Consider the following 23,122-nt stretch of genomic DNA (forward strand, 5'->3'; position numbering starts at 1 on the left):
CACTCACTTTCATCACTAAATATTTTGTTTCTCTCGCTTGTAACGTCTTTTTTTAGTTTTATCTTTTTTATCTTTCATCAATGTAATGTGGAATCGATCTTCAATAAACTGTAGAACTTTACCAACTCTAAATATTATATCCTTAGAATAAGTGATGGCAAACGTTTTTCCAAGTGCCTTGCCTCCGACTGTCAGCGAAGCTATGATACTCGTCAACGTCACGCTTACAATATATTCTTTCAAAGACCCGCCTTCGAGGTGGAATCGTAGCGCGAATTGAATCAGGACAATGGCAGAAGCCGTCCCGCTTATGATCCCTGAGATATCTCCGATTACATCATTACAAAAGCTTGCGAACCGGTCTGCATTCCGGACGATCTTGATCGAGTAGCGGGCACCGTATACCTTTTTGGCGGCCATCGCATGGAATGGGGTTTCGTCTGCTGCAGTTGCGGCGATTCCAAGCATATCAAAGAAGATCCCGATAAAGACGATGATCAAGACGACAATCAGCCCTGTAAACCACGCGACCCCATTTAATACCATATTTGAAGTGACTGAAAAAATAGCCGCTAACACAAATGTGATAACGGCAATGCTGATACTCCACTTTATTGAGTTTTTCATCGTTTCATTCATTATCGTTTTAACACACCGTTTCTACTGTGTATATAGGTTATTCTATGTAATTGGGGGGTCATATAAAGAGTAAAAATTGCAGCTTAGGTCCAGTAGGTTTTCCCAATCAGGTACCGGATGTTGCCATACCGGCGGTTTCCCATTAAACCCGACTTAGCCGCGTCACCACAAGCTAGACTGGATTACCACTTAGTCCGCACTATAATCCTCTTTATATGTCCGAATATGAACAGTCTAGGAGTTTTCCTCAACAGTCCTTAACGCAATCCTTAGCCTCTTTTGCAAAGAGGATTTCATATGGGCGAAAAAGTACATATCAATGGCCAACTGATGTGTACCCTGTAACCATAATCCCCTCTCTCTTCACTCAAGGCAGGCTACGCTGCTAGTGAATCATCACATCGCAGGTTCATACTTTGTTCTTATTGCATATGCTTAATGCCAGCATAAGAAACAAAGCCTCCGCGGCTCGCGGGTCAACGCCCACATGCCATTGTGGATCGCCCTCAAGCCTTACTCCCAGATATGACCCAAAGCTGGGCGCCTCAAGCCAATTCCAGGAACTTCATCGATGTGCCCTTTAGTGGATTTTTAGGCCCACCTTCAGGATTGGTGGACTGACTAGAATACTGCACCACCCCAAAATTTATTCTGAACTTATTATAACATATGTTCATTCTTTTGCTCAAACGAAGAATGGCTTAATGGTTCCGTACAGCGATCAATTGAGCGATTTCAGATAGAAGAGATGAGTCCACTGACAAGTGGCCAAGGGACGATAGCGCTTCATCCAAATGGAATTGAAGCTTTTCCTTCGCTCCCTCCATCCCCAACAGCCTCGGATACGTACTCTTTTGTTTCGATTGATCACTACCGACGGGCTTGCCGATCAATTCTTCAGACCCCTCGATGTCGAGGATGTCATCCTGAATCTGAAAAGCGAGGCCGATGTGGTATGCAAAACGCTCCAGCCATTCTAACTCTTCTGCAGTTGCACTTGAGATGATGCCTCCTGCGAGGACGCTGAACTTTAAAAGCTTCCCCGTTTTGTGGACGTGGATGTGTTCAAGCTCAGCAACCGACAGCTGCTTATTTTCCCCTTCTATGTCAGCTACCTGGCCACCGACCATGCCTTCAGGTCCGGCGCACTCAGCCAAAAGCGAGATGAGTCTCCCCTTTGTATCACTCGATAATTCACTGTCCCCTGCAATCAATTGAAAGCTGTAGGTCAACAGGCCGTCCCCTGCCAGAATCGCCAGTGCTTCTCCAAACATCTTGTGGCTGGTAGGCTTGCCCCTCCTTAAATCATCATCATCCATTGACGGAAGATCATCGTGAATCAAAGAATAAGTATGGATCATTTCCAGGGAAGCCGCTGTATTCAAGCCGAGCCGGGGATTTTTATTGAATGACCGGATCGTCGCCAGCAGTAAGATGGGACGGATCCTTTTCCCTCCTGCCTGCAGGGAATACACCATGGCTTCTTTAAGGGATTTAGGCATAGAGAGCCTCTCTACGGCATCAACCATATGACCGGTGATTAATTCCACATGCTGTTGTTGAAACTCTTTCAAGTAGGTAAGAGGGTTCACCGGTTATTCCTCCTCATTAAGATCAAAGGATTTTTCACCTTCATCCGTCATCATCTTCGTTAAGTGGTTCTCTGCTTTTTGCAATGTATCATGACAGTATTTCGACAGGTCCATCCCTTTTTGATAGTACTCCAGTGCCTTTTCCAAAGGAACTTCACCTTCTTCGAGTTTCTCTACAATCTCTTCCAGCTGTTCCATCGCTGTCTCAAATGATCGTTCTTCCTTAGATTTCGCCATTATGTTCACGCTCCTCAACAGATTCAACTTCGCAATGTATTTTTCCATCTCTGACATTAATCTCGAGGCGGTCGCCTTTTTGGATCTGCTGAGATGATTTAATCAAATTTCCTTCTTCCTTGTATACAAGACTGTATCCCCTGTCCATGATCTTTAATGGACTAAGCGCATGCAGTGTTGACAGGGCAGAACTGAATCGGTGTCTCTTTTCCTTCAGCACCTGCTTGAATTGCTTCTCAAGGGAGGTTTGGCTGTGAAGGACACGTTCCTTTTGAAGCGTGATGAGCTGAGATGGATGAACCCTCTGCAGCCTCTGGTGAAGCCCGTTCAAGTACTCCCGGTTCCCCTTCACATGCAGGCTGATATTCCTTTGCAGCTGATCAGTCAGGCGATCGACCGTTTCAATCTTCTGCTGATACAGATAGCGGGGGTTTCTCAGGGCATAGGATTTCGTCAAACCGTTTAAGCGATTACGCTCACTTTGGAGCTTTGTCTTAAAAGACTTGATCAGTCGTAATTTACGATTCATGATTCTTTCGAGTAAATCGTCGATGTGCGGGACAGCCATCTCCCCCGCTGCAGTCGGTGTCGGCGCCCTCAGGTCGGCTACAAAATCTGCAATGGTGAAGTCAGTTTCATGACCGACTGCAGAAATAACAGGGACCGTCGAATTCCAAATGGCATCAGCCACAATCTCTTCGTTAAAACCCCATAATTCCTCAATCGATCCACCGCCCCGGCCGATGATCAGCACATCAATATTCCCAATTTCATTCACCTTGCCCATGGCATCAGCAATGGAAGCTGCCGCTTGATCTCCCTGTACGAGGGCTGGGAATACAAGGATTTCCCCGATCGGATAACGGCGTTTAATCGTGGTGATGATATCCCGTATGGCAGCACCTGTCGGAGAGGTCACCACGGCAATCCGCTTGGGGAATTTCGGGATCGGCCTCTTGCGGCTTTGATCAAAATATCCTGCTTTTTCAAGCTTATCTTTTAGCTGTTCGTATGCCAGATAAAGTTCGCCGATGCCATCAGGCTGCATCTCTTTCACATAGATTTGATACTGACCGCCCGACTCATATACGGAAATATCTCCACGGACCAACACATTCATCCCATTTTCAGGCATGAATTTCATCGATTGGTTATGGCTTGAAAACATTACGGAAAGAATCCGTGCTTTTTCATCCTTCAATGTAAAGTACATATGTCCGCTGGAGTGTCGTTTGAAATTTGAAATTTCTCCCCGAACAAATAGGTTGGAGAGATGGGGATCTTTATCGAATTTTCTTTTTATGTATTTTGTCAGTGCTTGTACCGTTAAATAACGGGATTGATCGAGTTCCATGACTCATGACTCCTTCCCCGCGCTTCCAGAAAGTTTAAGATGCAGGAAGACGGAAAGGGACCAGTGAATAACTGAAGTCCCTTCCCGCTCTACCTATATTGTACTATTTTTCAGCTCTTTTGGCGATCCGTAACAGCCCATTCGGCCGATTTCACTGTGTTGAACAGCAGCATCGTGATCGTCATCGGTCCTACGCCGCCAGGCACAGGTGTGATTTTCCCCGCTGTTTCCTTCACTTCTTTGAAATTCACATCGCCGCAAAGGTTACCACTTTCATCACGGTTCATCCCGACATCAATGATCACTGCGCCGGGCTTAATGTCTTCAGCACCAATCAAGTTCGCTTTCCCAACCGCTGAAACAAGAATATCTGCCTGCTTCGTGTAAGAAGTCATATCCTTTGTTCTTGAGTGACAGTAAGTAACCGTCGCGTTCTGATTGAGGAAAAGCTGACCTGCAGGTTTACCGACGATATTGCTTCTGCCTAAAATCACGACATGCTTTCCTTCGACCGAAATATCCTCATATTCAAGCATCTTCATGATTCCAAGTGGCGTACAGGAGTAGAAGGTATCCTGGTTGGTGACCATTTTCCCGATCGATACAGGGTGGAATCCGTCTACATCCTTCGATGGAGAAATCGTTTCGATCACCGTGATCGGATTGATGTGATCTGGCAGGGGAAGCTGGACAAGGATCCCGTGGATATGCTCTTGTTCATTCAGCTCCTCCACTTTTTGAAGAAGTGCCGCTTGAGTTAAATTGGATTCATACTCATAAAGCTCAGAATGAATACCAAGATTACTGCATGCTTTTCTTTTCATTTTCACGTATGACTGGGAAGCATGGTTATCCCCGACAAGGATCACGGCAAGGCCGGGTGTGATCCCCTGCTCCTTCAACTTTTGAATCTTAATCGCTAACTGTTCACGGTAATGCTTTGCAATGAGCTTGCCATCGATGATTTTTTCCGACATTCCACTGCCCCCTGACATCGTTATGATTGACTTACTTTTGAAAGGACTCCATTGATGAACTTGCTGGATTGATCATCTCCAAAGATTTTCCCGATCTCCACAGCTTCGTTGATGACGACTTTGTTCGGTACATCCTCCACGAATAAGAGCTCGTACATCCCTAAACGCAGAATGTTGCGATCCACTTTCGCCAGACGGTCAAAAGACCATTTCTCCAGGCTGTCACGAATCTGATTGTCAATGCGTTCCTGATTCTCCACAAATCCAAGAACAAGCTGTTCAAGATAAGCATCCATCTTCTCATCTTCCTCCAGCACATTCGTTAGGGCAACCTCGGGTTCGATCCCGCTCATATCTATTTGAAATAAAGCCTGTAAGGCCTTCTCACGCGCAACTCTTCTCTTCATCTTATATTTACTCCTTTTACTCCATCAATTTTCATACCTTTGATAATAGCACAAATCCACACCAATACGCACGTCAATGTAAAAAAATCAATATTCTGAAAGAAAAGCGGAGGCGGGTTGGGCTGGCCCGACAAGCATTTCTGGGAAATCCATAAAGGCGTTTTGTGCCTTAATGGATTTTTCAAAAATGACCTCGAGGGACTACCCGCCGGAGCTGGACAATAGAAAAGCCGAGGCGACTGGGTTGGCCCAACAAGCATAAGATGAATGGGCCAGGAAGGCGTTCTTTGCCTTCTTGGACCATTTAACTTATGACCTCGAGGGACAAGGAGCCGGAGCTGGACAACAGAAAAGCGGAGGCGGGTTGGGCAGGCCCGACAAGCATTTCTGGGAAATCCATAAAGGCGTTCTGTGCCTTAATGGATTTTTCAGAAATGACCTCGAGGGACTACCCGCCGGAGCTGGACATGAAGAAAAGCGGAGGGGCTTTGGTCAGAGGCGACAAGTATAAGACGAACATGCCGGAAAGGCGTTTTGTGCTTTTTGGCATGTTTGTCTTATGACCTCGAGCCTCTAAGCCCCGGAGCCGAAATCGAATTGCAGAAGGGGATTTGGTTAGAGGTGAACTGGCCCGACAAGCATAAGGTGAATGGGGCTACAAAGTCGTTCTTGGCCATTTTCAGTGCTTTTGCCATAGTTCTCCTGCGCAAAAGGTGGTAGATCGGCTTGAAATGTCACCAAAAGCCTAGTTTCAGATCCCCTCACCTTCTTACAGCGCCTCGTTTTCATATTATATTATGAAATCATCATTTTTTTTTCAACGTCACCCGGCACATATTATCGACTTTAGAGCATATATTATCAACTTTCCAGGTATATTATCGACTTCAGCCCATATATTATCGACTTTCCAGAAATATTATCAACTTCAGCCCATATATTATCGACTCCCGCTTATTACGCCCCTCTCCACCTAACTCTGCATTTACCAGCAATAAACCGCTCGTTCCAATCCCACCCCAATACGCCCATTTTCAAAATAAAAAAACGGCCCCCTAAAGGACCGTTCCACCCATTACATTTCGTCTTCGATGTCAGCTTCGTATTTTTGGTTTTCAAATTGAATGCCGACAATATGAACGTTGACTTCATCTGCTTCGAGTGCAGTCATGTTCAATAATGCTTGACGGATGTTGTCTTGGATTTTTTGTGCAACTGTCGGGATGGCTACACCGAATTTCATGATGCAGTATACATCAACGATGATTCCTTCTTCAGCCAGCTCCACTTTTACACCTTTTCCGTGGTTCTTTTTGCCAAGGCGTTCCACGACGCCTGTTGCGAAGTTACCGCGCATTTGGGATACGCCTTCAACTTCTGAAGCCGCAATCCCTGCGATGACTTCGATCACTTCAGGAGCGATTTCTATTTTCCCGAGACCGTCCTTGCCGTGGGACATTTGTAAAAGGTTTTGATTTTCCGCCATGTATGGCACCTCCTGATTCACACTAGGATTTCATTACTTCATACTTCTCTAAGAACTTCGTATTAAATTCTCCACCAACAAAGGTTTCATGATCTAATAGTTTTAGATGGAACGGAATGGTCGTGTGGATCCCTTCGACCACAAATTCGCTCAGGGCACGTTTCATTCTTCCAATGGCTTCTTCACGAGTCGCTCCAAACGTGATCACTTTCGCAATCATACTGTCGTAGTATGGAGGAATCATATAACCAGGATATGCGGCTGAATCGACTCTTACGCCAATTCCGCCTGGTGGAAGATACATTTCAATCCGTCCTGCTGAAGGCATGAAATTCTTTTCTGGGTTTTCAGCATTAATACGGCACTCGATGGCCCATCCGCTGAAAGTAACTTCCTCTTGAGTCAGAGAAAGGGTTTCGCCTGACGCCACGAGAATCTGTTCTTTAATCAAGTCAACCCCTGTTACCTGTTCTGTTACAGGATGCTCTACCTGGATACGGGTATTCATTTCCATGAAGTAGAACGTCTGATTGACGTAATCATATATAAATTCTACCGTGCCGGCACCAGTATAATCAACTGCTTTGGCTGCTTTTACTGCTGCTTCTCCCATTTTAACACGAATTTCTTCTGTAAGGGCAGGAGATGGCGTTTCCTCGATCAATTTTTGCAGGCGGCGCTGAATGGTACAGTCACGCTCACCTAAATGAATCACGTTGCCAAAATTATCAGCCAATACCTGGATTTCAACATGTCTGAAATCTTCGATGAATTTCTCGATGTACACGCCCGGGTTTCCGAAGGCCGTCATCGCCTCTTGCTGGGTGATGGTCACACCTTTGACAAGCTCTTCCTCCGTCTTCGCAACACGGATCCCTTTTCCTCCACCACCTGCAGTGGCTTTGATGATAACCGGGTATCCCATGGATTCTGCAAGTTTCACCGCGTCTTCCGCGTCCTTCACGATTCCTTTGGAACCAGGTACGATTGGTACTCCCGCTTCCCTCATCGTTTCACGGGCCACATCTTTTGTCCCCATCTTCGAGATGGCTTCAGGTGACGGACCGATGAAGATGATGTTGCACTCCCGGCAAAGGTCGGCAAAGTCAGAGTTCTCTGCTAAAAATCCGTAGCCCGGATGGATTGCATCACAATCTGTCAGCTTTGCGACACTGATGATGTTTGTGAAGTTAAGGTAGCTGTCTTTCGATGCTGTCGGCCCGATGCAATATGCTTCGTCAGCCAGTTGTACATGAAGGGCTTCCTTATCCGCTTCAGAATAAACGGCTACACTTTCAATGCCTAAATCGCGGCAGGCGCGAATGATGCGTACGGCAATTTCTCCTCGATTGGCGATTAATACCTTTTTTATCATATCTATATTCGCTCCTTATTCAGGTTTAACCAAGAATAACGGCTGTCCATATTCAACTAATTGACCGTCTTTTACTAAGATTTCTGCAATTTCACCTTTTACTTCTGCTTCGATCTCGTTAAATAGCTTCATTGCTTCTACGATGCAGACGACAGCGTTTTCGTCGACTTTATCCCCGACTTTTACGTATGGTCCAGATTCAGGAGAAGAAGATTGATAGAACGTCCCGACCATCGGTGACGTGATTTTATGTAGATTTGAATCATCGGCTTTTGCCTGTGGCGCCTCGGCTGCCTCTTGTTTGACAGCTGGTGCCGCTTCCTGGACAGGTGCCTGTTGCACAGCCTGGGCTGCAGGCTTCGCTTCCGGTGCTTGCACCACTTGTGGTTGGGCAGCTGTGGTCACGCCATTATTTTTCTTAAGTTTTATTTTTGAACCATCATGCTCGTATGTAAACTCATCAACACTAGACTGATCTACGAGTTTGATTATTTCGCGAATTTCTTGAATTTTCAACACTGTTGACACCCCTCTTATAGTTTAAAAAATTATGACTAGCTACTAACATCATACGATAATACCTTGTATAAATTCAATATGTGTTTCTTACTATTCGTGTAAAGCGCATACATTTCTACTATCTATTGTAGACCTTTTTTCACAAAAAATAAAATAATAGATATGATATTCCGACATTTTTCTAAACGCTTTCATAAAAACTCTTTCAAAATAACAAAACCGCTGAAGGGTTCCCTTCAGCGGTTCATTGTTTAGTTTGCCGGCTGAAATTCTACTGCGACAGGTTTCATCTGGCCCACTTCACTCATGACCAGGCGGATGATTTCATTTGCGTCGGCCTTTGAATGTTCTTTGTCTGATTTCACTGTGATGCGGATATTCTCTCCATTCGCTCTGACTAATGCATCATCATAGCCCATTGTCTTGATCATCGTTTCAAGTACTGATTCGGTCATGGCAAGCTCACGGAGGTTTTCCATTTGCTCATAGGCAGCGCTCTTATCTTCAGCCGAGACATCTGCACTTGCTACTTTTGCTTCGAGCTCTTCACGGAGCTGTTCACGCTGGTCCAACACTTCGATGCGGAGGGCCTCGAACATTTCATTGCCGGCTGCATCGGTCACAACCTCCATATCGGTACCCGACATCGTTTCTTTATCCCCGTCTTTCGCCTGCTCTTTCCCGTCCTGTTCCTGATATGCCATGTCTGTCGCTTGTTGGGTCGGAGAAGTAATGTAATAAACCGAAAGGACAATCACCAGACTTAGCATCGTTAATAACCAAACCGTTTGTTTTTTAAGTAACATCTATCATTTCCCCCTTATTGTTTAGGCAGTACCGATACCCGGTGACTAGGAACGTCTAAGGAGCGGGTAACAGCCTCTATGATCCATTTTTTAATTTGTATATTATCGGCGCCTTTTGCGACAACAAGGACACCGCTGACTTTAGGTTTTTTGGTTTCTTTCACAATGGGGACTTCTTTATCTCCGTCCCTTACAATGATGACTTCTTCTTCTTGTGATTTGTCTTCGATCGATCTTTTGCCACCTTGTTTATCTTCTTCATCAGTCGATTGGATCTGCGTCTTTTCTTTCTTTTCATAGATTTTCGATTCGGTGGCTTCTACATTGACGACAACATACACATCACTTACACCTACAATTTGATCCAGCGCTTCTTTCAGCTGGTTTTCATATCGCTCTTCATAGGTTGTCATGGCATTATCCTTGCCGTTATCGTTTGATCCAAAGGTTGCAACCTCTTCCCCTGAACCTCCTGAAACAGGTTCTGCTTTACCGCCGGTTGCGTCAGTCCCCCACAGATCACTGATGAGCATGAAGGCGACACCGATGAGCAGTACAAGGAGAAAATAATGCAGTTTTTTCCCTTTTTGATCTTTGGGCGGAGAATTCGCATTTTCCTTCGAAAGCCATTCCTTCAATGTTTGAAGTGGACCCTTATTAAAGTTCATCCGCTTCCCCAGTCCCCCCTTCTAGTGTGATGATGATTTTGTCTGGAGTAAGATTCCATTGCTTCGCAAGTAAGGAGGTCAGTTGGGACATATCCTCTTCCGGTGTTCTGTTCGCTTCAGCTCCCGTATCGATCTCCACGCTTTGTATCGTCTCAACCGCGGTGTCTTCTTTTACTTCTTTCATATAGACTGTGACTCCGGTGATGCTTTCCGGAATTTTTTCCAAGTCGTCCGCCTCTACCACCACTTTATCAATGACCTTGCTATGTTCATCCATCAACTCCTTTTCCACTTGTTGTTTCATTTGGACAGCCATCTGTTCTAAAATATATGCACGTTGTGAAGCTTGTATTTCTTTTTTCTTCATTTCGATTGAATTTTCCATGGAACCTTGATTAGTTGCCCCCTTTATATCGATTGCATCGACCACTTGATCAAAGTCTGTCGACATCAATTTGAACAGGGGTGTCAAGATGATGGTGATCAATAACAATCCGGTTACGATCTTGGCATATTTCTGCATGTTGGAACTGGGAAGAAGCATGTCAATGACTGTGGCCAGTAAAACAAAGATGATGATATTGGTTATCCAATCTGTGAGAAATGACATGAGGCCTACCCTCCCTTCAACGCATCATCATCGTGATATTTCCCGCTGCAATGATGACGGTGATACTTAAGAAGAACATGAACGATACAATCGCAAGGGCTGCGAACACGTAGATGACACTCTTTGCGATCGTATCGAGGCATTCTATGACCGGTCCGCCCCCGAGTGGTTGAAGGAGGGCAGCCGCCAATTTATAAATGAATGCAATCATCAAGATTTTGATTGCAGGAAATGCCGCTATGATTAGGACAATGGCCACTCCAGCAATCCCGACCGTATTTTTCAGAAGGACAGATGCGCTTATGACCGTATCGGCCGCATCAGTGAACATCCTTCCGATCACAGGAACAAAATTGCCGGTCACAAATTTGGCGGTCCTGACAGTGATGCCATCGGTCACCGCCGCGGTTGCCCCCTGAACGGATATCACCCCGAGGAAGACGGTCATGAATGCCCCCAGGAGACCGATGCTCCATGTCCTTAACAGCTGGGCGAGCTGCGTCACTTTATAATGGCTAGATAGAGTACTGACGATGCTCAGGAGTGCTGACAGGAACAGGAGGGGGAGGACGACATTTTGAATGAGCAGACCGCTCGTATTCATGAGGAAGAGAATTACCGGGTGAAAAAACGCCGCAGATACAATCCCTCCCGAAGCTGCAATCAAGGCAAGCAAAAGGGGTATGAGTGCAATGATGAAATGGATCATGGTCGAGATGGCGTCCCGTGTATAGTCGATGGCTACATGGAAGCTGTTAAGGGCGATGATGATCAATACCATGAAGATGATGCTGTAGGCCACCTTGCTGACGCTCCCGCCCTCGAAAGCATTTTGCAGGGATTGAAGGAACATGCTGAAAATCGTCAGCATGATCAGCGTCCCGAGCAGTTTCCCGTTCATGACAAGTTCTTGGAACGCAAATTTAAAGATGCCGCTAAACCACGTTTTAAACGAGAATTCTTTTTCCCCTTTAATAAAGTCAATCAAGCTGCCCTTTTGACTTTCCGGAAGATATCCGCCATATTCCTCCACGATGTCATTCCAAAAGCCCGTTAATTCTTCAATCCCCAGCTGGTCTATCTGTTGGTCGATCATCTGTTGCTGCATGTTGGTGTCGGGGGGAGCTTGTCCATCCCCTTCTTCCGCTTGTCCACCTGAAGCGCAGATAAAAAAGAATAGAAGTGCTGTGACGATGATCCGATACAGTTGCCGCATATTTTTCCACCTCTTCATGTTTACCTTATCCGGTTGGAATCATATTAATGATTGTTTCGATGATCACTGTTAATATCGGGACGGCCATTGCCAGAATCAGGATTTTTCCGGCAAGTTCCACCTTTGCAGCCAACGCTCCCTGCCCGGCATCTTTCGTAATATGAGAAGCAAATTCCGCTATGTAGGCAATGCCGATGATTTTGAGGATGGTTTCAACGTATACCATGTTTACATTTGCATTGGCAGCAAGCTTTTCAATCATGTGGATGATGGAGTAGATCTGGTCGATTAAAAATAGAAAGATTGAGCATCCGACAAAGACGATGAGCAAAAAAGCGAAATCAGGCTTCTGTTCCTTTACAATCAACGCAAGAAAGGTAGCAACCAGTGCAATCCCTACAATCTGAATGATTTCAATCGCCGACGCCCCCTTTATCCTTGATATAAGAAGACCGATTTTATTTTCTGGAATAAATCATCGACAATAGAAGCCACCATAAATAGGATGTATATGAATCCAAACAGCGTGACCCACTGGGCGTACTCCTTTTTTCCAACTTGATCTAAAATCGTATGCAAAAAGGCGACGACGATCCCTACCCCTGCAATTTTAAAAATGATATCCACATCGATTCCCATATCCGTTTCCCTCCCGGTTTATATATGCCAAAGCCTGCACTATTATGGTCAAAGGAGCAGGATGATCAGCAGCAAACCTGATAAAAAACCCAGGCTTTTCGTCATCTTTTCATATTTCCGCTGTCTTTCAACAGCCTCTGTTTCTTCCCTCTCCAAGTGGGTGAGTGCCAGTTGGATATGTTTCTGCTGGGTCAGCATGTCGTGCTTGCCAAGATTCTCTCCAAACTGCTTCAAGATTTCATATTCCCCGCTCTTGAAGGCCGTTAATTTCCATATATCATTCAAGCTTTCCTCCCACGCCTTCTTCACGGATATTTCCTGCTCTGTCAATTTCTTCGAGAAGGTTTCAAAAAACCAGGAAACGGGCTTTTGCAGCTGCTTGGAAATCTTCCTCGTTGCTTCATGTAAAGGGGTATGACTGTACGTGATTTCTGCTTCCAATGACTGAAGGGCAACTTTCAACAGCCGAAGCTGCCTTGGTCTTTCGGTTAAATATTTCGACGCTTCGAAACCTGCCCAGGAAGTGGAGAGCAGGATGAACACAGCACCAATTAATTTAATCATTTAAGTCGCACCCACTTTTCTGTAGAGAGATTGCCCCCGTTCATTCCAGACTTCATGAACCACACCTGGATCTTCCCCCCTCTTCAATTCAATGAAGCGCTCGATTGTTTCTAAGTTGACAATGTCTTTGATCACCGGTCGTTTTCTGACTTCATCAAGGGTCGCTCCGTGTGTGGTCATCACGAGGGTGATACCTGCATTCACTGCTTCCTGAATGGCTTGACCATCTTCCACCCGCCCGATTTCATCAACGATAAGTACTTCCGGGCTCATCGAACGGATCAACATCATCATCCCTTCTGCCTTTGGACATGCATCAAGCACATCCACCCTCGGTCCGAATTCGAGTTGGGGAATCCCGTTTACACAGCCCGCTATTTCAGAACGTTCATCCACAATCCCCACTTTGGATGGAGGGATGTTTTTTTCAGGTACGCCTGATGAAATCATCCTTGCAAGGTCCCTCAGAAGCGTCGTTTTCCCTGTCTGGGGGGAGCCGATCAGCATCGTATGCTTCCAGCCGTCTTCATACACATAAGGGAATATGGAATGGGCGATGCCAAGCTTTTGCCTGGCGATGCGGATATTGAAGGAAGACAGGTTCCGGATACCCTTGACGATTCCCCCTTCAAGGATGACCTTTCCTGCGAGCCCAACACGATGGCCGCCTTCAATCGTAATGTATCCTCTCTTCAATTCTTCTTCTAATGTATAAAAGGAATGGCGGGATAATTTGTTTATGAGTTGTTCGCAATCTTCACCGGTGACTGTGTACGGAATAAAATATGGCTTCCCTCCAGCAGTCACTTCCAACACCCGGTTGGTACGGACCCTTATCTCTTCGATACGGTCCCTCAGTGGTTGTGGAAGGGTCAGAACTTTGTCAGATATGGTGCTGGGTAGCATGGCTATAACTTCCTGCATGGACGGTACCTCCTACTCTTGTTCCACTTCCGGTTGGCCGGCGGACAGTGCCCGTGTCCAAGCTTCCCGATATTACAATGTATTCTAGTGAAAATAGATTATGACAGCCGGGTGTTGGAAGTTGGGGAATGGCGGGGGATGTTTCTCTTTGCTGATACTTGAAAAACAAAAAAAGCCTGAGCGAAAAATTTTCGCTCAGGCTTTTTTTTATTATCCACGTGAAACGTAAGATCCGTCCGTGGTATTGATGATCAGTGTGTCTCCTTCGTTTACGAAGAAAGGTACGTTTACAACCAATCCTGTTTCGACTGTAGCAGGCTTCGAACCACCGGAAGCGGTGTCACCTTTGATTCCCGGTTCTGTTTCTGTCACTTTCAGTTCAACCGAGTTTGGAAGCTCGACTCCAAGCGTTTCCCCACCATACATCATGATGGACACTTCCATGTTTTCCTTCAAGAATTTCAATTCATACTCGATGGAAGTTGCAGGAAGTTCGATTTGGTCATAGCTTTCATTATCCATGAACACATGCATATCGCCGTTAGCGTACAGATACTGCATCTTACGGTTATCGATTTGGGCTTTCCCTACTTTTTCTCCTGCACGGAAAGTTTTTTCCTGGATCGCACCTGTACGAAGGTTACGAAGCTTTGAACGGACGAAAGCCGCTCCTTTACCTGGTTTTACGTGTTGGAAATCGATTACACGCCAAATGCCGTTATCGACTTCGATGGTCAAACCGGTACGAAAGTCATTTACTGAAATCATGTTTATTCCTCCTATTGTCTAGTAGGCCTGAATCAGGTCTAAAGTGGTAGAATGATTAGATCTTTAGTTGAGTGTGTCAGTGTTTCATTGGAATCTTCCGTTATGAGTGTATCATCTTCGATACGTACCCCGCCAACACCAGGCACATAGACGCCCGGTTCTACTGTCACGATCATTCCCTGCTCTAGCACCACGTCGGAGCGTGAAGATAAACCAGGGCCTTCATGGACTTCAAGACCGATTCCATGACCGAGTGAATGGCCGAAATACTCGCCATAACCTTTTTCCGTTATGTAATCACGGGCGATTGCATCCGCTTCTTTACCTGTCATGCCAGGCTTGATGTTTTCCATGGCCAGAAGCTGTGATTGAAGAACGACGTCATAGATCTCCTTCAATTTCTCACTCGGTTCCCCAACAGATACCGTACGCGTCATATCTGAGCAATAACCTTTATAGTATGCGCCATAATCAAGCGTTACAAAATCACCTTTTTCAATGACTTTATCACTTGCCACACCGTGAGGCAGGGCAGAACGGTTACCTGAGGCCACGATGATATCGAAGGAAGATGAAGTTGCCCCTGCTTTTCTCATGAAAAACTCTAATTCGTTGGACACTTCCAACTCTGTCACACCCGGCTTGATAAAATCTAATATATGCTTAAATGCTGCATCGGCAATATCTGCCGCATCCTTAATTATATTAAGCTCTTCCGATGTCTTAATCAAGCGTAACTTTTCCACTAAGCCTGCTACCGGCACCATTTCAGATTCAACGACTCCACGATAGTTTTCATAAGCACTGTAGGTCATGTCATTCTTCTCAAAGCCAAGCTTCTGTATGCCAAGCCTCTTTGCCTGTTTCGCCACTTCTTCCTGGATCGGTCCCGAATGCTGTACGATTTCATAACCTGCAGCTTGTTCCGTCGCTTGTTCGATGTAACGGAAATCGGTGATGAATAGGGCTTTTTCTTTTGAGATTAATGCCACACCCGATGAACCTGTAAAATTGGTCATATAACGGCGGTTATAGGCACTCGTTAAAAGGATTCCGTCTAATTGATTTTCTGCAAAAGCTTCACGTAAGCGTTCAAGCTTCATCATCTTCCACTCCTTTATGATTCTTCATTATTGCTTGCAATGCCAATTCATACCCGAACAACCCCAGACCGACGATCTGACCGATTGTTTCAGGAGCCACAACGGACTGGTGTCTGAATGCTTCACGGGCATGAATATTTGAAATATGTACTTCCACAACAGGCACGGATACTGAAGCGACAGCATCTCTTAATGCGTAGCTGTAATGGGTGAAGGCCCCCGGGTTCAAGATAATCCCTCCATAACCTTCATCTTCTGCCTGATGGATGAGGTCAATCAATTCCCCTTCATGATTCGACTGGGCCGCTTTCAGCCGGCAGTCTTCCTTTTCTGCCAGGGATGCTAGCCTGTTTTCAAGCTGGGCAAGGGTGACGTGGCCGTAAATATGTGGTTCACGCCTGCCTAACCGATTTAAGTTCGGACCATTCAAAAGCAAGATTTTCATCATATGTAAACTCCTAAAAAAATAGAATGTTCATCAAGAACATTCTAACATAAACCATTTACCTATACCTACATAATTGTCTGATAAATAGGATTCTTAATGGGATACTTCCCCTGATCTTTCTTTTTCACCTTGATGCCTCAACTCATTCTCTTCATATGAAATCGAGTAGCCGATGAACACGCCATACAGCACATACAGGCAAAAGGTGGTGATCAATGTGTGATAATCAATCGCTTGAAAAGATTTCAGGCTTGGGAACAGCGGATTAAGCAACAGGAAGAAGGCAAAATACAGTGCTACTCCATAGGCAACGCCCACCCACATTGATTTAAACTTACGCAACAGACCATAATAGATGAGTGCCACTCCAATTGAGATAATGCCGTAAGCCACGATGGATAGGATAATCCCAATCCATGTATCCACCCATTCTCCCACCGCCCAGGGCTCGAAGATGATATTTGGTTCAATCTTCGTAAAGGAAAAGAAGTAACAGATGTACCCGACCGCACTCCACAGCATTCCGCCGATAAATCCCGTCACGACGACCATCATTGTGAATGAAAGTGGCTTTTCACTCTGATTTTGTTCTAAGCGGGGATTTTCCTTACTTTCTTCCGTCCCCTCCTGCACCTTTTCATGTTGACCTTTCTGCTCTGCCATATGCAACACCTCCATTCGTAGTATGTCCCAATGATGTAAACATTTGCATGATAAGTTGAAATTTCACCCCGTTCACTTATGACAGGAATGTGGCGGGAAATATGAATAACGAACTGCTTTCCCTAGTGCTTTCCATCAATTTTTAGTAAAATAGAACATATCTTTCAAAGTTTCAGAAAAAGCAGGGGAGACACACATATAAACAGCAGATAAAAAAGCATGAAACACGGTTAAAAAACCCTTTAATTGTCTAGAATAATAGTATAAGTCAGATTCAAGATGGACTGTCATGTTAGGAGGTGGCTTTGTTGAACGCTCGTAATATTGTTGTTTTCACTTTAATTTTGTTGGCGATCATCGGTCTCGGACATTCCCTGTTCGGAAATCCGTTAGGGCTTGCCAAACAATTACTTTTCACAGCAGCTCTGATCGGAATCATTTATTTTGCATACCGCAGGTGGTTCAGCGGCAGGCGGGCTGGTAATAGTAATGAGCAAAGAGCGTTTCTGAAAGCAGCCAAGCAATCAAAGAAGCGGCATAAGAAGCAATCTTCAAAAAGGCCTCAAGTATCGAATGTGTCGAAAAAGCGCGGGACGCGTAAGAAATCAAACGCTAAACTAACCGTGATTGAAGGTAAAAAGAATAAAAAAAACAATCGAGCTTCGTTTTAGGAGCTCGATTGTTTTTTTATACCGGCCAGTTTTCCAAAAAGGTTTCCGCCCTCAATTTCCCGTATGTGATCAGTTCCTTTTTCTTCTCCGGGGTTAAGGAGAATTCGGTTGTCAGCACCCCTTCTGTCGGGATGAAGATGATATTTTTTTCGAGCTTTCTTGAAATGTAACGGGAATCATGGGCATCTTTCATTGTGATAAAAAGCGCCTCGTATAAATCGATCGCATTTTTGATTTGTTTTTTTGGTCTTGCGATAAGATCATGGCTCAGTTTCACCCCAAGGACCGGCCTCACATGCTGGACATTTTCTGCGTCAAATAGCCATAAGGGGAAATTACTGAGGACGCCTCCATCCACAAGGAAGCTGACACCGGCCAAAGATTTTAACTTTACAGGTTCAAAAAAATAAGGAATACTTGCACTCATGCGTATCGCCCTGGCGACCGGAAATGTCTCTTTCGGTATCCCATACTTTTCAAGATCATCAGGAAGCACCAGCAGCCTTCCATTCGTCAGATCAGAGGCGATGACCCGGAGTGAATTCTTCGGAAGGTCGGCAAATGTATAAATCCCTTTCGCTTTCAGCTTCTCTTCCAGCCAGTTCTCAAGGGCCATCCCTTTATATAAACCCAACCGGTAGTACACCCGAAACCATTTGATGATGGGAAGAGAGATGATCGCGTTCGTATCCAGTAATTCCTTCAGGTCAATTTCATCCATGATTTTCATGATTTCACTGCTTGAATAACCCGCAGCGATAAATGAAGCGACGATCGCTCCTGCACTGGTTCCTGCTATCCTTTTAAAGCGATAGCCCTTTTCTTCTATCGCCTGATAGGCACCGATCAGTGCGAGCCCTTTGATTCCTCCACCCGAAAATACACCATCGATTTCCATAGCCCCACTCCTTCAATGTCTACTACTACATCTTTAATTCAAAGTGGGGGAATTTAGAATAAAAAAATAGGAAGGGAGCGGGTCCCTTCCTATCATTCTTCGATTATAAACCGCATTTCAGCTGTGCACCGCAATTGGTACATGTGTTACAGCCACCCATGTCTTTGACCGTTCCTTTACGGCACACAGGGCACGTATTCCCAACTTCTGAACCGATCGTGACATCCGTCGAACGAACATCCTGGATCGTATCAAGCAATACGATCGGCTTTTTCGATGTAGGGATTTCTTTTTGTTCCTGTCCGTCTTCGTCATCGAAGCTGTTTTCTTCCGCTTTCAGGGTAAGCACCTGGGAATCACGGCTTCCGTCGACATACACGGTTCCACCTTTCGCTCCGCCTTTATACAGACGCTCATACACTTTTTCCACCTGTTCCACCGTATATCCACGCGGGGCGTTGACCGTTTTGGAAATAGAGCTGTCGATCCAGTTCTGGATCACACATTGAACGTCGGCATGTGCCTGAGGCGCCAAGCTCATGGAAGAAACAAACCATTCCGGCAGATTGTCGGCATCCGCTTCAGGATTTCTCTTCAAGTAATCCTCAACGATGTCTGCCTTCACTTCAATGAATTTACCAAGGCGTCCACTTCTGTAGTAGGTGAAGGAGAAGTATGGTTCAAGACCTGTTGATACACCTACCATCGTACCTGTTGAACCAGTCGGAGCGACCGTCAACAGATGGGAATTACGGATGCCGTACTGTTCAATGTCATGTCGGACATCTGCAGGCATTTTCTTCATAAAGCCGGTTTCAACAAATGCTTTTCGTAAAGCTTTCGTTTCTTCGTCCGTACTTCCGGTCAGGAATGGGAAGCTCCCTTTTTCCTTTGATAATTCCACTGAAGCACGGTATGCCGTCGTGGCAATGACCTCAAACACTTCATCTACAAGCTTATTACCTTCTTCAGAACCGTATTCTTTCTCACAGTAGATCAATAAGTCAGCAAGTCCCATGACGCCGAGGCCGACACGTCGTTCACCGAGGGCCTGCTTTTTGTTTTCATCAAGGAAGTATGGCGTCGCATCGATGACGTTGTCCTGCATACGTACACCCACTTCGACGGTCCGCTTCAACTTTTCAAAATCAACTGTCTTCGTTTCTTTGTCGGCAAACCGGGCAAGGTTGACTGCTGCCAGGTTACAAACGGAATACGGGGCAAGAGGCTGCTCACCGCACGGGTTTGTCGCCACTACCTTTTGGCCGTATGCTTTGGCATTTGTCATATCATTTGCGTTATCGATAAAGAAGATCCCAGGCTCTGCAGAGTAGGTTGCACACACATTGATCAGATTCCAAAGCTCCTTCGCCTTGACTTTACGGTATGTACGCACTTTATAGCCAAGCTTCTCCCACTCGCGCACATCACCTACGTTGTGCCATTCTTCGTTATAATATTTCATCTGCTCTTCATTATAGCTTTCCACATCAGGGAAGCGCAGCTCATATTCACGATCATTTTCCACTGCTTCCATAAAGTCGCTCGTCAGGCAGACAGAAATGTTCGCCCCTGTGAGGAACTCAGGATTGTGAACGCTGTAAGTCCCTCCGGTGCGGAGCTTTTCTTCTGCATGCTTAAGGATTTTCGCATCGAATCCACCGTATCCAGGGATTTGTCTATAATTCAGGATGCCTTGATACATCGCTTCCTCTTGTTCCGTCAGAGGGGTGAATTTCAGTTTATCCTCTGCAGCCTTCTTGATCGTTTCGTCTTCTGTGTTTTCGAGAAGATAGCGGAGGATACGCGGGTTTTGCATTTTGGAAATGATGAATTCAATAATGTCGGGATGCCAATCTGACAGCATGATCATCTGCGCACCGCGTCTTGAACCGCCCTGTTCAACCAGGTGTGTCAGCTTTGCGATATCATCCAGCCAAGAAACAGAACCGGAAGATTTACCGTTCACGCCTTTAGCAAGCGTGTTGCGTGGACGAAGCGTCGATCCGTTCGTTCCGACACCGCCGCCCCGGCTCATGATTTCCATTACCTGCTTGCGGTGTTCTGAGATTCCTTCACGGGAATCCTGGACGAAAGGCATCACATAACAGTTGAAGTATGTGACGTCCGTACCTGCGCCTGCTCCGTACAACACCCGGCCTGCAGGAACGAAATGGAGGTTCACTAATTCATGATAGAACTTCTCGAACCAAACTTGTCTTTTTTCAGGAGTTTCTTCCACTTCTGCCAAGCCTGTTGCGTTACGCTTTGCAATTTGTTCGTAATAGACTTCAAGAGGTTTTTCGATCACATCAAGGTTTCTTGATACGATACCTTTTTCCATTTCCTCAGGTTTGTCTATCGCACTTCTGTACTCTTCTTCGATCCAAACATCCGCCTTTTTCGTTTCCCAGTCGATGCTTGAGATATAACCCAATCCACGTGCCGGAAATTTGGGATCCTCCTTGATCGTGAGTACGACAAAGTCCCCTTCTGAAAGTGTGATTTTTTCAGTGTCCTTGAAGGAATAGCGATCAATCATGACAAGACGGGATACACCTTTGTGGGTGGTAGTCATATCCGGGGTTATAGGATGTACCTGAGGAAATAATCCGATATCCTGGTTTAATCTTTCGATGTTTAATTTCATTGTGTTTTTCGACGCAACAGTCATAAAGACAACTCCTTCTATCTCGAATGTTTCAATATATGTGATTTCCTTTGGTGTTTGTTTTCAAATATTACGATACCATAGCTTATTTTGAAAAGCAATAAATAAACACAACATATTGTGTGCGCAAAAATATACAACACACCACATATTGTGTTTCAGGTCAACTGTTCTTTTGTTTGTCAAACGGATAATCAGCTGATAAAAATAGAAAACGGGAGAAAATAATAGAAAAAGATCTAAAGCATGACTGAATTCTAGTATTTTAGAACTTGATATAAATCAAACAACCGCAATCCTTGGTAAAACAGGAAAAAAGCGACAATCATCGCTTTTTTTCTACAAAAACTTTTTTTAACGTTTGTAATTCCATTCATCGGACTCGTATCTTGACTTTGCAAGGTCCTCAACATATTGTGTTTCTTCATCAGAAAGTTCATAAGGTTCGAGATAAATATCCAAACCATCCTCAAAACCTTTTTTGAATGCTACCTTTGCCATGTCCATTGTGATGGTCTCAGTACTGATTTCGTTCATGGCAACTGCCTTATTTTTGAATGCACGCTGCATCCTTTCTTTCACCCTGTCGGATGGATATTTAAACAGACTGAACAGCTTATCTTCATCGAGATCCAAAAGAATGGAACCATGCTGAAGGATGACGCCCTTTTGACGTGTTTGGGCACTTCCAGCCACTTTTCTTCCTTCGACAACCAGTTCATACCAGCTTGGTGCATCAAAACAGACTGCTGAACGGGGGTTTTTCAATCCTTCCCGCTCTTCTGCCGTTTTAGGGACGGCGAAATAGGCTTCAAGGCCGAGTGCTTGAAATCCTTTCAATATCCCTTCAGAGATGACCCTGTATGCTTCTGTTACCGTTTTAGGCATTTCAGGATGATCCTCTGACACGATTACACTATACGTCAATTCGTGTTCATGCAGGACACCCCTTCCCCCAGTCGGCCTTCTCACAAATCCGAGCCCGTGCTCTTTAACCGCATCAAGATTGATTTCCTTTTCAACTCTCTGGAAGTATCCAACTGAAAGTGTGGCCGGGTCCCAGCCGTAAAAACGAATCGTCGGCGGTATCTTCCCTTGGCTGTGCCAATCAAGGAGTGCTTCATCAAGCGCCATATTATAGGACGGGGAACAATGCCCTGAATCGATGAATCTCCATGTTTCTTTTTTCATATTCCATCCCTCATTCATTTCGTCTCTGTTGTGTCATTTATATGTAAATCATTCAACTCACTAAGTCCGTTACTAGTCTATCAAATCCATTTCAAAAAACAAAGGAAAACAGATTGGAAAGTGTATGCATGAAAATAATAAATTTGTTTTGATTCTGCCGGCCTACATGAATATAATAGAAGGTAGCGCATTTGTAGAAAGGAGCATGAATGATGGAAGGATTATATATTCTATTAATCGTATTGGGTGGAATCATCATTTATTCACTATTTACGTTCTTCTATCAAAAGAGAGTCGTAAACACCTTGAATGAAGAAGAATTTCGGGCAGGGTACCGCAAAGCTCAATTGATAGATGTCCGTGAAGCAAACGAATTCGACAATGGCCACGTCCTCGGGGCCCGCAACATCCCTCTCTCTCAAATTAAAATGAGACAAAAAGAAATCCGCGCCGATCAACCTGTTTATCTTTATTGCCAAAGCGGTCTTCGCAGCGGCCGTGCAGCTCAAATGCTGCACCGTAAAGGATACAGAGATCTGCATCAGTTACAGGGCGGTTTCAAAAAGTGGACCGGTAAAGTGAAACACAAGAAATAAATACGAAAAGGATTGCCTTTAAGGTGATCCTTTTTTTGATATATTCCCCACCAAAAAGGGTAGGTGCACAAAAAATCCCCGCGGCCATTCGCTGCGGGGA

At 45.1% G+C, this 23,122-nt stretch carries 26 protein-coding genes; 2 read left to right on the forward strand and 24 right to left on the reverse strand.

The features are described from left to right. Nucleotides 1-15: 15 nt before the first annotated feature. From KH172YL63_RS14205 to KH172YL63_RS14305, 21 genes are all read right to left on the reverse strand, one after another. Nucleotides 16-639 (reverse strand): CNNM metal transporter family protein, encoded by a 624-nt coding sequence (locus tag KH172YL63_RS14205; protein WP_173106722.1) that lies wholly within the window; start codon nucleotides 637-639, stop codon nucleotides 16-18. Nucleotides 640-1,340: 701 nt separating this feature from the next. Next, nucleotides 1,341-2,231, reverse strand: coding sequence for a polyprenyl synthetase family protein (locus tag KH172YL63_RS14210; protein ID WP_332066851.1), 891 nt, complete (start codon nucleotides 2,229-2,231; stop codon nucleotides 1,341-1,343). A gap of 3 nt (nucleotides 2,232-2,234) precedes the next feature. After that, a complete protein-coding gene (gene xseB, locus KH172YL63_RS14215) occupies nucleotides 2,235-2,468 on the reverse strand; it encodes an exodeoxyribonuclease VII small subunit (RefSeq protein WP_173106723.1) in 234 nt (77 codons plus the stop codon). Next, the gene (gene xseA, locus KH172YL63_RS14220; protein ID WP_173106724.1) at nucleotides 2,455-3,822 is read right to left on the reverse strand and encodes an exodeoxyribonuclease VII large subunit; all 1,368 of its coding nucleotides are present in this window, start codon (nucleotides 3,820-3,822) and stop codon (nucleotides 2,455-2,457) included. The genes xseB and xseA overlap by 14 nt, the downstream gene beginning before the upstream one ends. A 110-nt stretch (nucleotides 3,823-3,932) precedes the next feature. After that, nucleotides 3,933-4,799, reverse strand: a complete 867-nt coding sequence (gene folD, locus KH172YL63_RS14225) for a bifunctional methylenetetrahydrofolate dehydrogenase/methenyltetrahydrofolate cyclohydrolase FolD (protein ID WP_173106725.1) — start codon at nucleotides 4,797-4,799, stop codon at nucleotides 3,933-3,935. Nucleotides 4,800-4,819: 20 nt separating this feature from the next. Next, complete coding sequence (gene nusB, locus KH172YL63_RS14230) at nucleotides 4,820-5,206, reverse strand: transcription antitermination factor NusB (protein ID WP_173106726.1); 387 nt, start codon at nucleotides 5,204-5,206, stop codon at nucleotides 4,820-4,822. Nucleotides 5,207-6,281: 1,075 nt separating this feature from the next. Further along, nucleotides 6,282-6,692, reverse strand: a complete 411-nt coding sequence (locus tag KH172YL63_RS14235) for an Asp23/Gls24 family envelope stress response protein (RefSeq protein ID WP_173106727.1) — start codon at nucleotides 6,690-6,692, stop codon at nucleotides 6,282-6,284. A gap of 22 nt (nucleotides 6,693-6,714) precedes the next feature. Then, complete coding sequence (gene accC, locus KH172YL63_RS14240) at nucleotides 6,715-8,067, reverse strand: acetyl-CoA carboxylase biotin carboxylase subunit (protein WP_173106728.1); 1,353 nt, start codon at nucleotides 8,065-8,067, stop codon at nucleotides 6,715-6,717. 15 nt (nucleotides 8,068-8,082) lie between these two features. Beyond that, the gene (gene accB, locus KH172YL63_RS14245; RefSeq protein WP_173106729.1) at nucleotides 8,083-8,586 is read right to left on the reverse strand and encodes an acetyl-CoA carboxylase biotin carboxyl carrier protein; all 504 of its coding nucleotides are present in this window, start codon (nucleotides 8,584-8,586) and stop codon (nucleotides 8,083-8,085) included. Nucleotides 8,587-8,837: 251 nt separating this feature from the next. Further along, nucleotides 8,838-9,392 (reverse strand): SpoIIIAH-like family protein, encoded by a 555-nt coding sequence (locus KH172YL63_RS14250; protein WP_173106730.1) that lies wholly within the window; start codon nucleotides 9,390-9,392, stop codon nucleotides 8,838-8,840. A gap of 14 nt (nucleotides 9,393-9,406) precedes the next feature. Further along, the gene (gene spoIIIAG / locus KH172YL63_RS14255) at nucleotides 9,407-10,060 is read right to left on the reverse strand and encodes a stage III sporulation protein AG (protein ID WP_173106731.1); all 654 of its coding nucleotides are present in this window, start codon (nucleotides 10,058-10,060) and stop codon (nucleotides 9,407-9,409) included. Then, complete coding sequence (gene spoIIIAF, locus KH172YL63_RS14260) at nucleotides 10,050-10,670, reverse strand: stage III sporulation protein AF (protein WP_173106732.1); 621 nt, start codon at nucleotides 10,668-10,670, stop codon at nucleotides 10,050-10,052. Before spoIIIAF ends, spoIIIAG begins: the two co-directional genes overlap by 11 nt. 16 nt (nucleotides 10,671-10,686) lie before the next feature. Next, nucleotides 10,687-11,886, reverse strand: a complete 1,200-nt coding sequence (spoIIIAE, locus tag KH172YL63_RS14265; RefSeq protein WP_173106733.1) for a stage III sporulation protein AE — start codon at nucleotides 11,884-11,886, stop codon at nucleotides 10,687-10,689. 25 nt (nucleotides 11,887-11,911) lie between these two features. After that, nucleotides 11,912-12,304 (reverse strand): stage III sporulation protein AD, encoded by a 393-nt coding sequence (spoIIIAD, locus tag KH172YL63_RS14270; RefSeq protein WP_173108193.1) that lies wholly within the window; start codon nucleotides 12,302-12,304, stop codon nucleotides 11,912-11,914. A gap of 14 nt (nucleotides 12,305-12,318) precedes the next feature. Next, a complete protein-coding gene (spoIIIAC, locus tag KH172YL63_RS14275) occupies nucleotides 12,319-12,525 on the reverse strand; it encodes a stage III sporulation protein AC (RefSeq protein WP_034758004.1) in 207 nt (68 codons plus the stop codon). A gap of 48 nt (nucleotides 12,526-12,573) precedes the next feature. Further along, entirely contained in the window at nucleotides 12,574-13,089 is a 516-nt protein-coding gene (spoIIIAB, locus tag KH172YL63_RS14280; protein ID WP_173106734.1) for a stage III sporulation protein SpoIIIAB, read from the reverse strand. After that, nucleotides 13,090-14,013 carry a stage III sporulation protein AA gene (gene spoIIIAA, locus KH172YL63_RS14285; protein ID WP_173106735.1) on the reverse strand — a complete coding sequence of 308 codons (924 nt, stop codon included), beginning with the start codon at nucleotides 14,011-14,013 and terminating at the stop codon, nucleotides 13,090-13,092. It abuts the gene before it with no gap. A 210-nt stretch (nucleotides 14,014-14,223) separates the two neighbouring features. Further along, complete coding sequence (gene efp, locus KH172YL63_RS14290; RefSeq protein ID WP_173106736.1) at nucleotides 14,224-14,781, reverse strand: elongation factor P; 558 nt, start codon at nucleotides 14,779-14,781, stop codon at nucleotides 14,224-14,226. 38 nt (nucleotides 14,782-14,819) lie between these two features. Continuing rightward, entirely contained in the window at nucleotides 14,820-15,887 is a 1,068-nt protein-coding gene (locus tag KH172YL63_RS14295) for a M24 family metallopeptidase (RefSeq protein WP_173106737.1), read from the reverse strand. Then, nucleotides 15,874-16,332 (reverse strand): type II 3-dehydroquinate dehydratase, encoded by a 459-nt coding sequence (gene aroQ / locus KH172YL63_RS14300; RefSeq protein ID WP_173106738.1) that lies wholly within the window; start codon nucleotides 16,330-16,332, stop codon nucleotides 15,874-15,876. The genes KH172YL63_RS14295 and aroQ overlap by 14 nt, the downstream gene beginning before the upstream one ends. 93 nt (nucleotides 16,333-16,425) lie before the next feature. Beyond that, complete coding sequence (locus tag KH172YL63_RS14305; RefSeq protein ID WP_173106739.1) at nucleotides 16,426-16,995, reverse strand: YqhR family membrane protein; 570 nt, start codon at nucleotides 16,993-16,995, stop codon at nucleotides 16,426-16,428. A 308-nt stretch (nucleotides 16,996-17,303) separates the two neighbouring features. On the opposite strand from KH172YL63_RS14305, the gene KH172YL63_RS14310 reads away from it, so the two are divergent. Continuing rightward, on the forward strand, nucleotides 17,304-17,666 hold the full coding sequence (locus KH172YL63_RS14310) for an SA1362 family protein (RefSeq protein ID WP_173106740.1): 363 nt from the start codon (nucleotides 17,304-17,306) through the stop codon (nucleotides 17,664-17,666). Between the two features lie 16 nt (nucleotides 17,667-17,682). Here the strand turns inward: KH172YL63_RS14310 and KH172YL63_RS14315 are convergent, their stop codons facing one another. The 3 genes from KH172YL63_RS14315 to KH172YL63_RS14325 form a co-directional block, all read right to left on the reverse strand. Continuing rightward, nucleotides 17,683-18,564, reverse strand: a complete 882-nt coding sequence (locus KH172YL63_RS14315; protein ID WP_173106741.1) for a patatin-like phospholipase family protein — start codon at nucleotides 18,562-18,564, stop codon at nucleotides 17,683-17,685. 103 nt (nucleotides 18,565-18,667) lie between these two features. Then, the gene (locus KH172YL63_RS14320) at nucleotides 18,668-21,238 is read right to left on the reverse strand and encodes a vitamin B12-dependent ribonucleotide reductase (RefSeq protein ID WP_173106742.1); all 2,571 of its coding nucleotides are present in this window, start codon (nucleotides 21,236-21,238) and stop codon (nucleotides 18,668-18,670) included. Nucleotides 21,239-21,589: 351 nt separating this feature from the next. Then, on the reverse strand, nucleotides 21,590-22,426 hold the full coding sequence (locus KH172YL63_RS14325) for a lipoate--protein ligase family protein (protein ID WP_173106743.1): 837 nt from the start codon (nucleotides 22,424-22,426) through the stop codon (nucleotides 21,590-21,592). Between the two features lie 212 nt (nucleotides 22,427-22,638). On the opposite strand from KH172YL63_RS14325, the gene KH172YL63_RS14330 reads away from it, so the two are divergent. Continuing rightward, the gene (locus KH172YL63_RS14330) at nucleotides 22,639-23,022 is read left to right on the forward strand and encodes a rhodanese-like domain-containing protein (protein WP_173106744.1); all 384 of its coding nucleotides are present in this window, start codon (nucleotides 22,639-22,641) and stop codon (nucleotides 23,020-23,022) included. The last annotated feature ends 100 nt before the right edge of the window (nucleotides 23,023-23,122 follow it).

Origin of the sequence: Bacillus sp. KH172YL63 (assembly GCF_011398925.1) — a bacterium.
Classification (GTDB): domain Bacteria; phylum Bacillota; class Bacilli; order Bacillales; family Bacillaceae_B; genus Rossellomorea.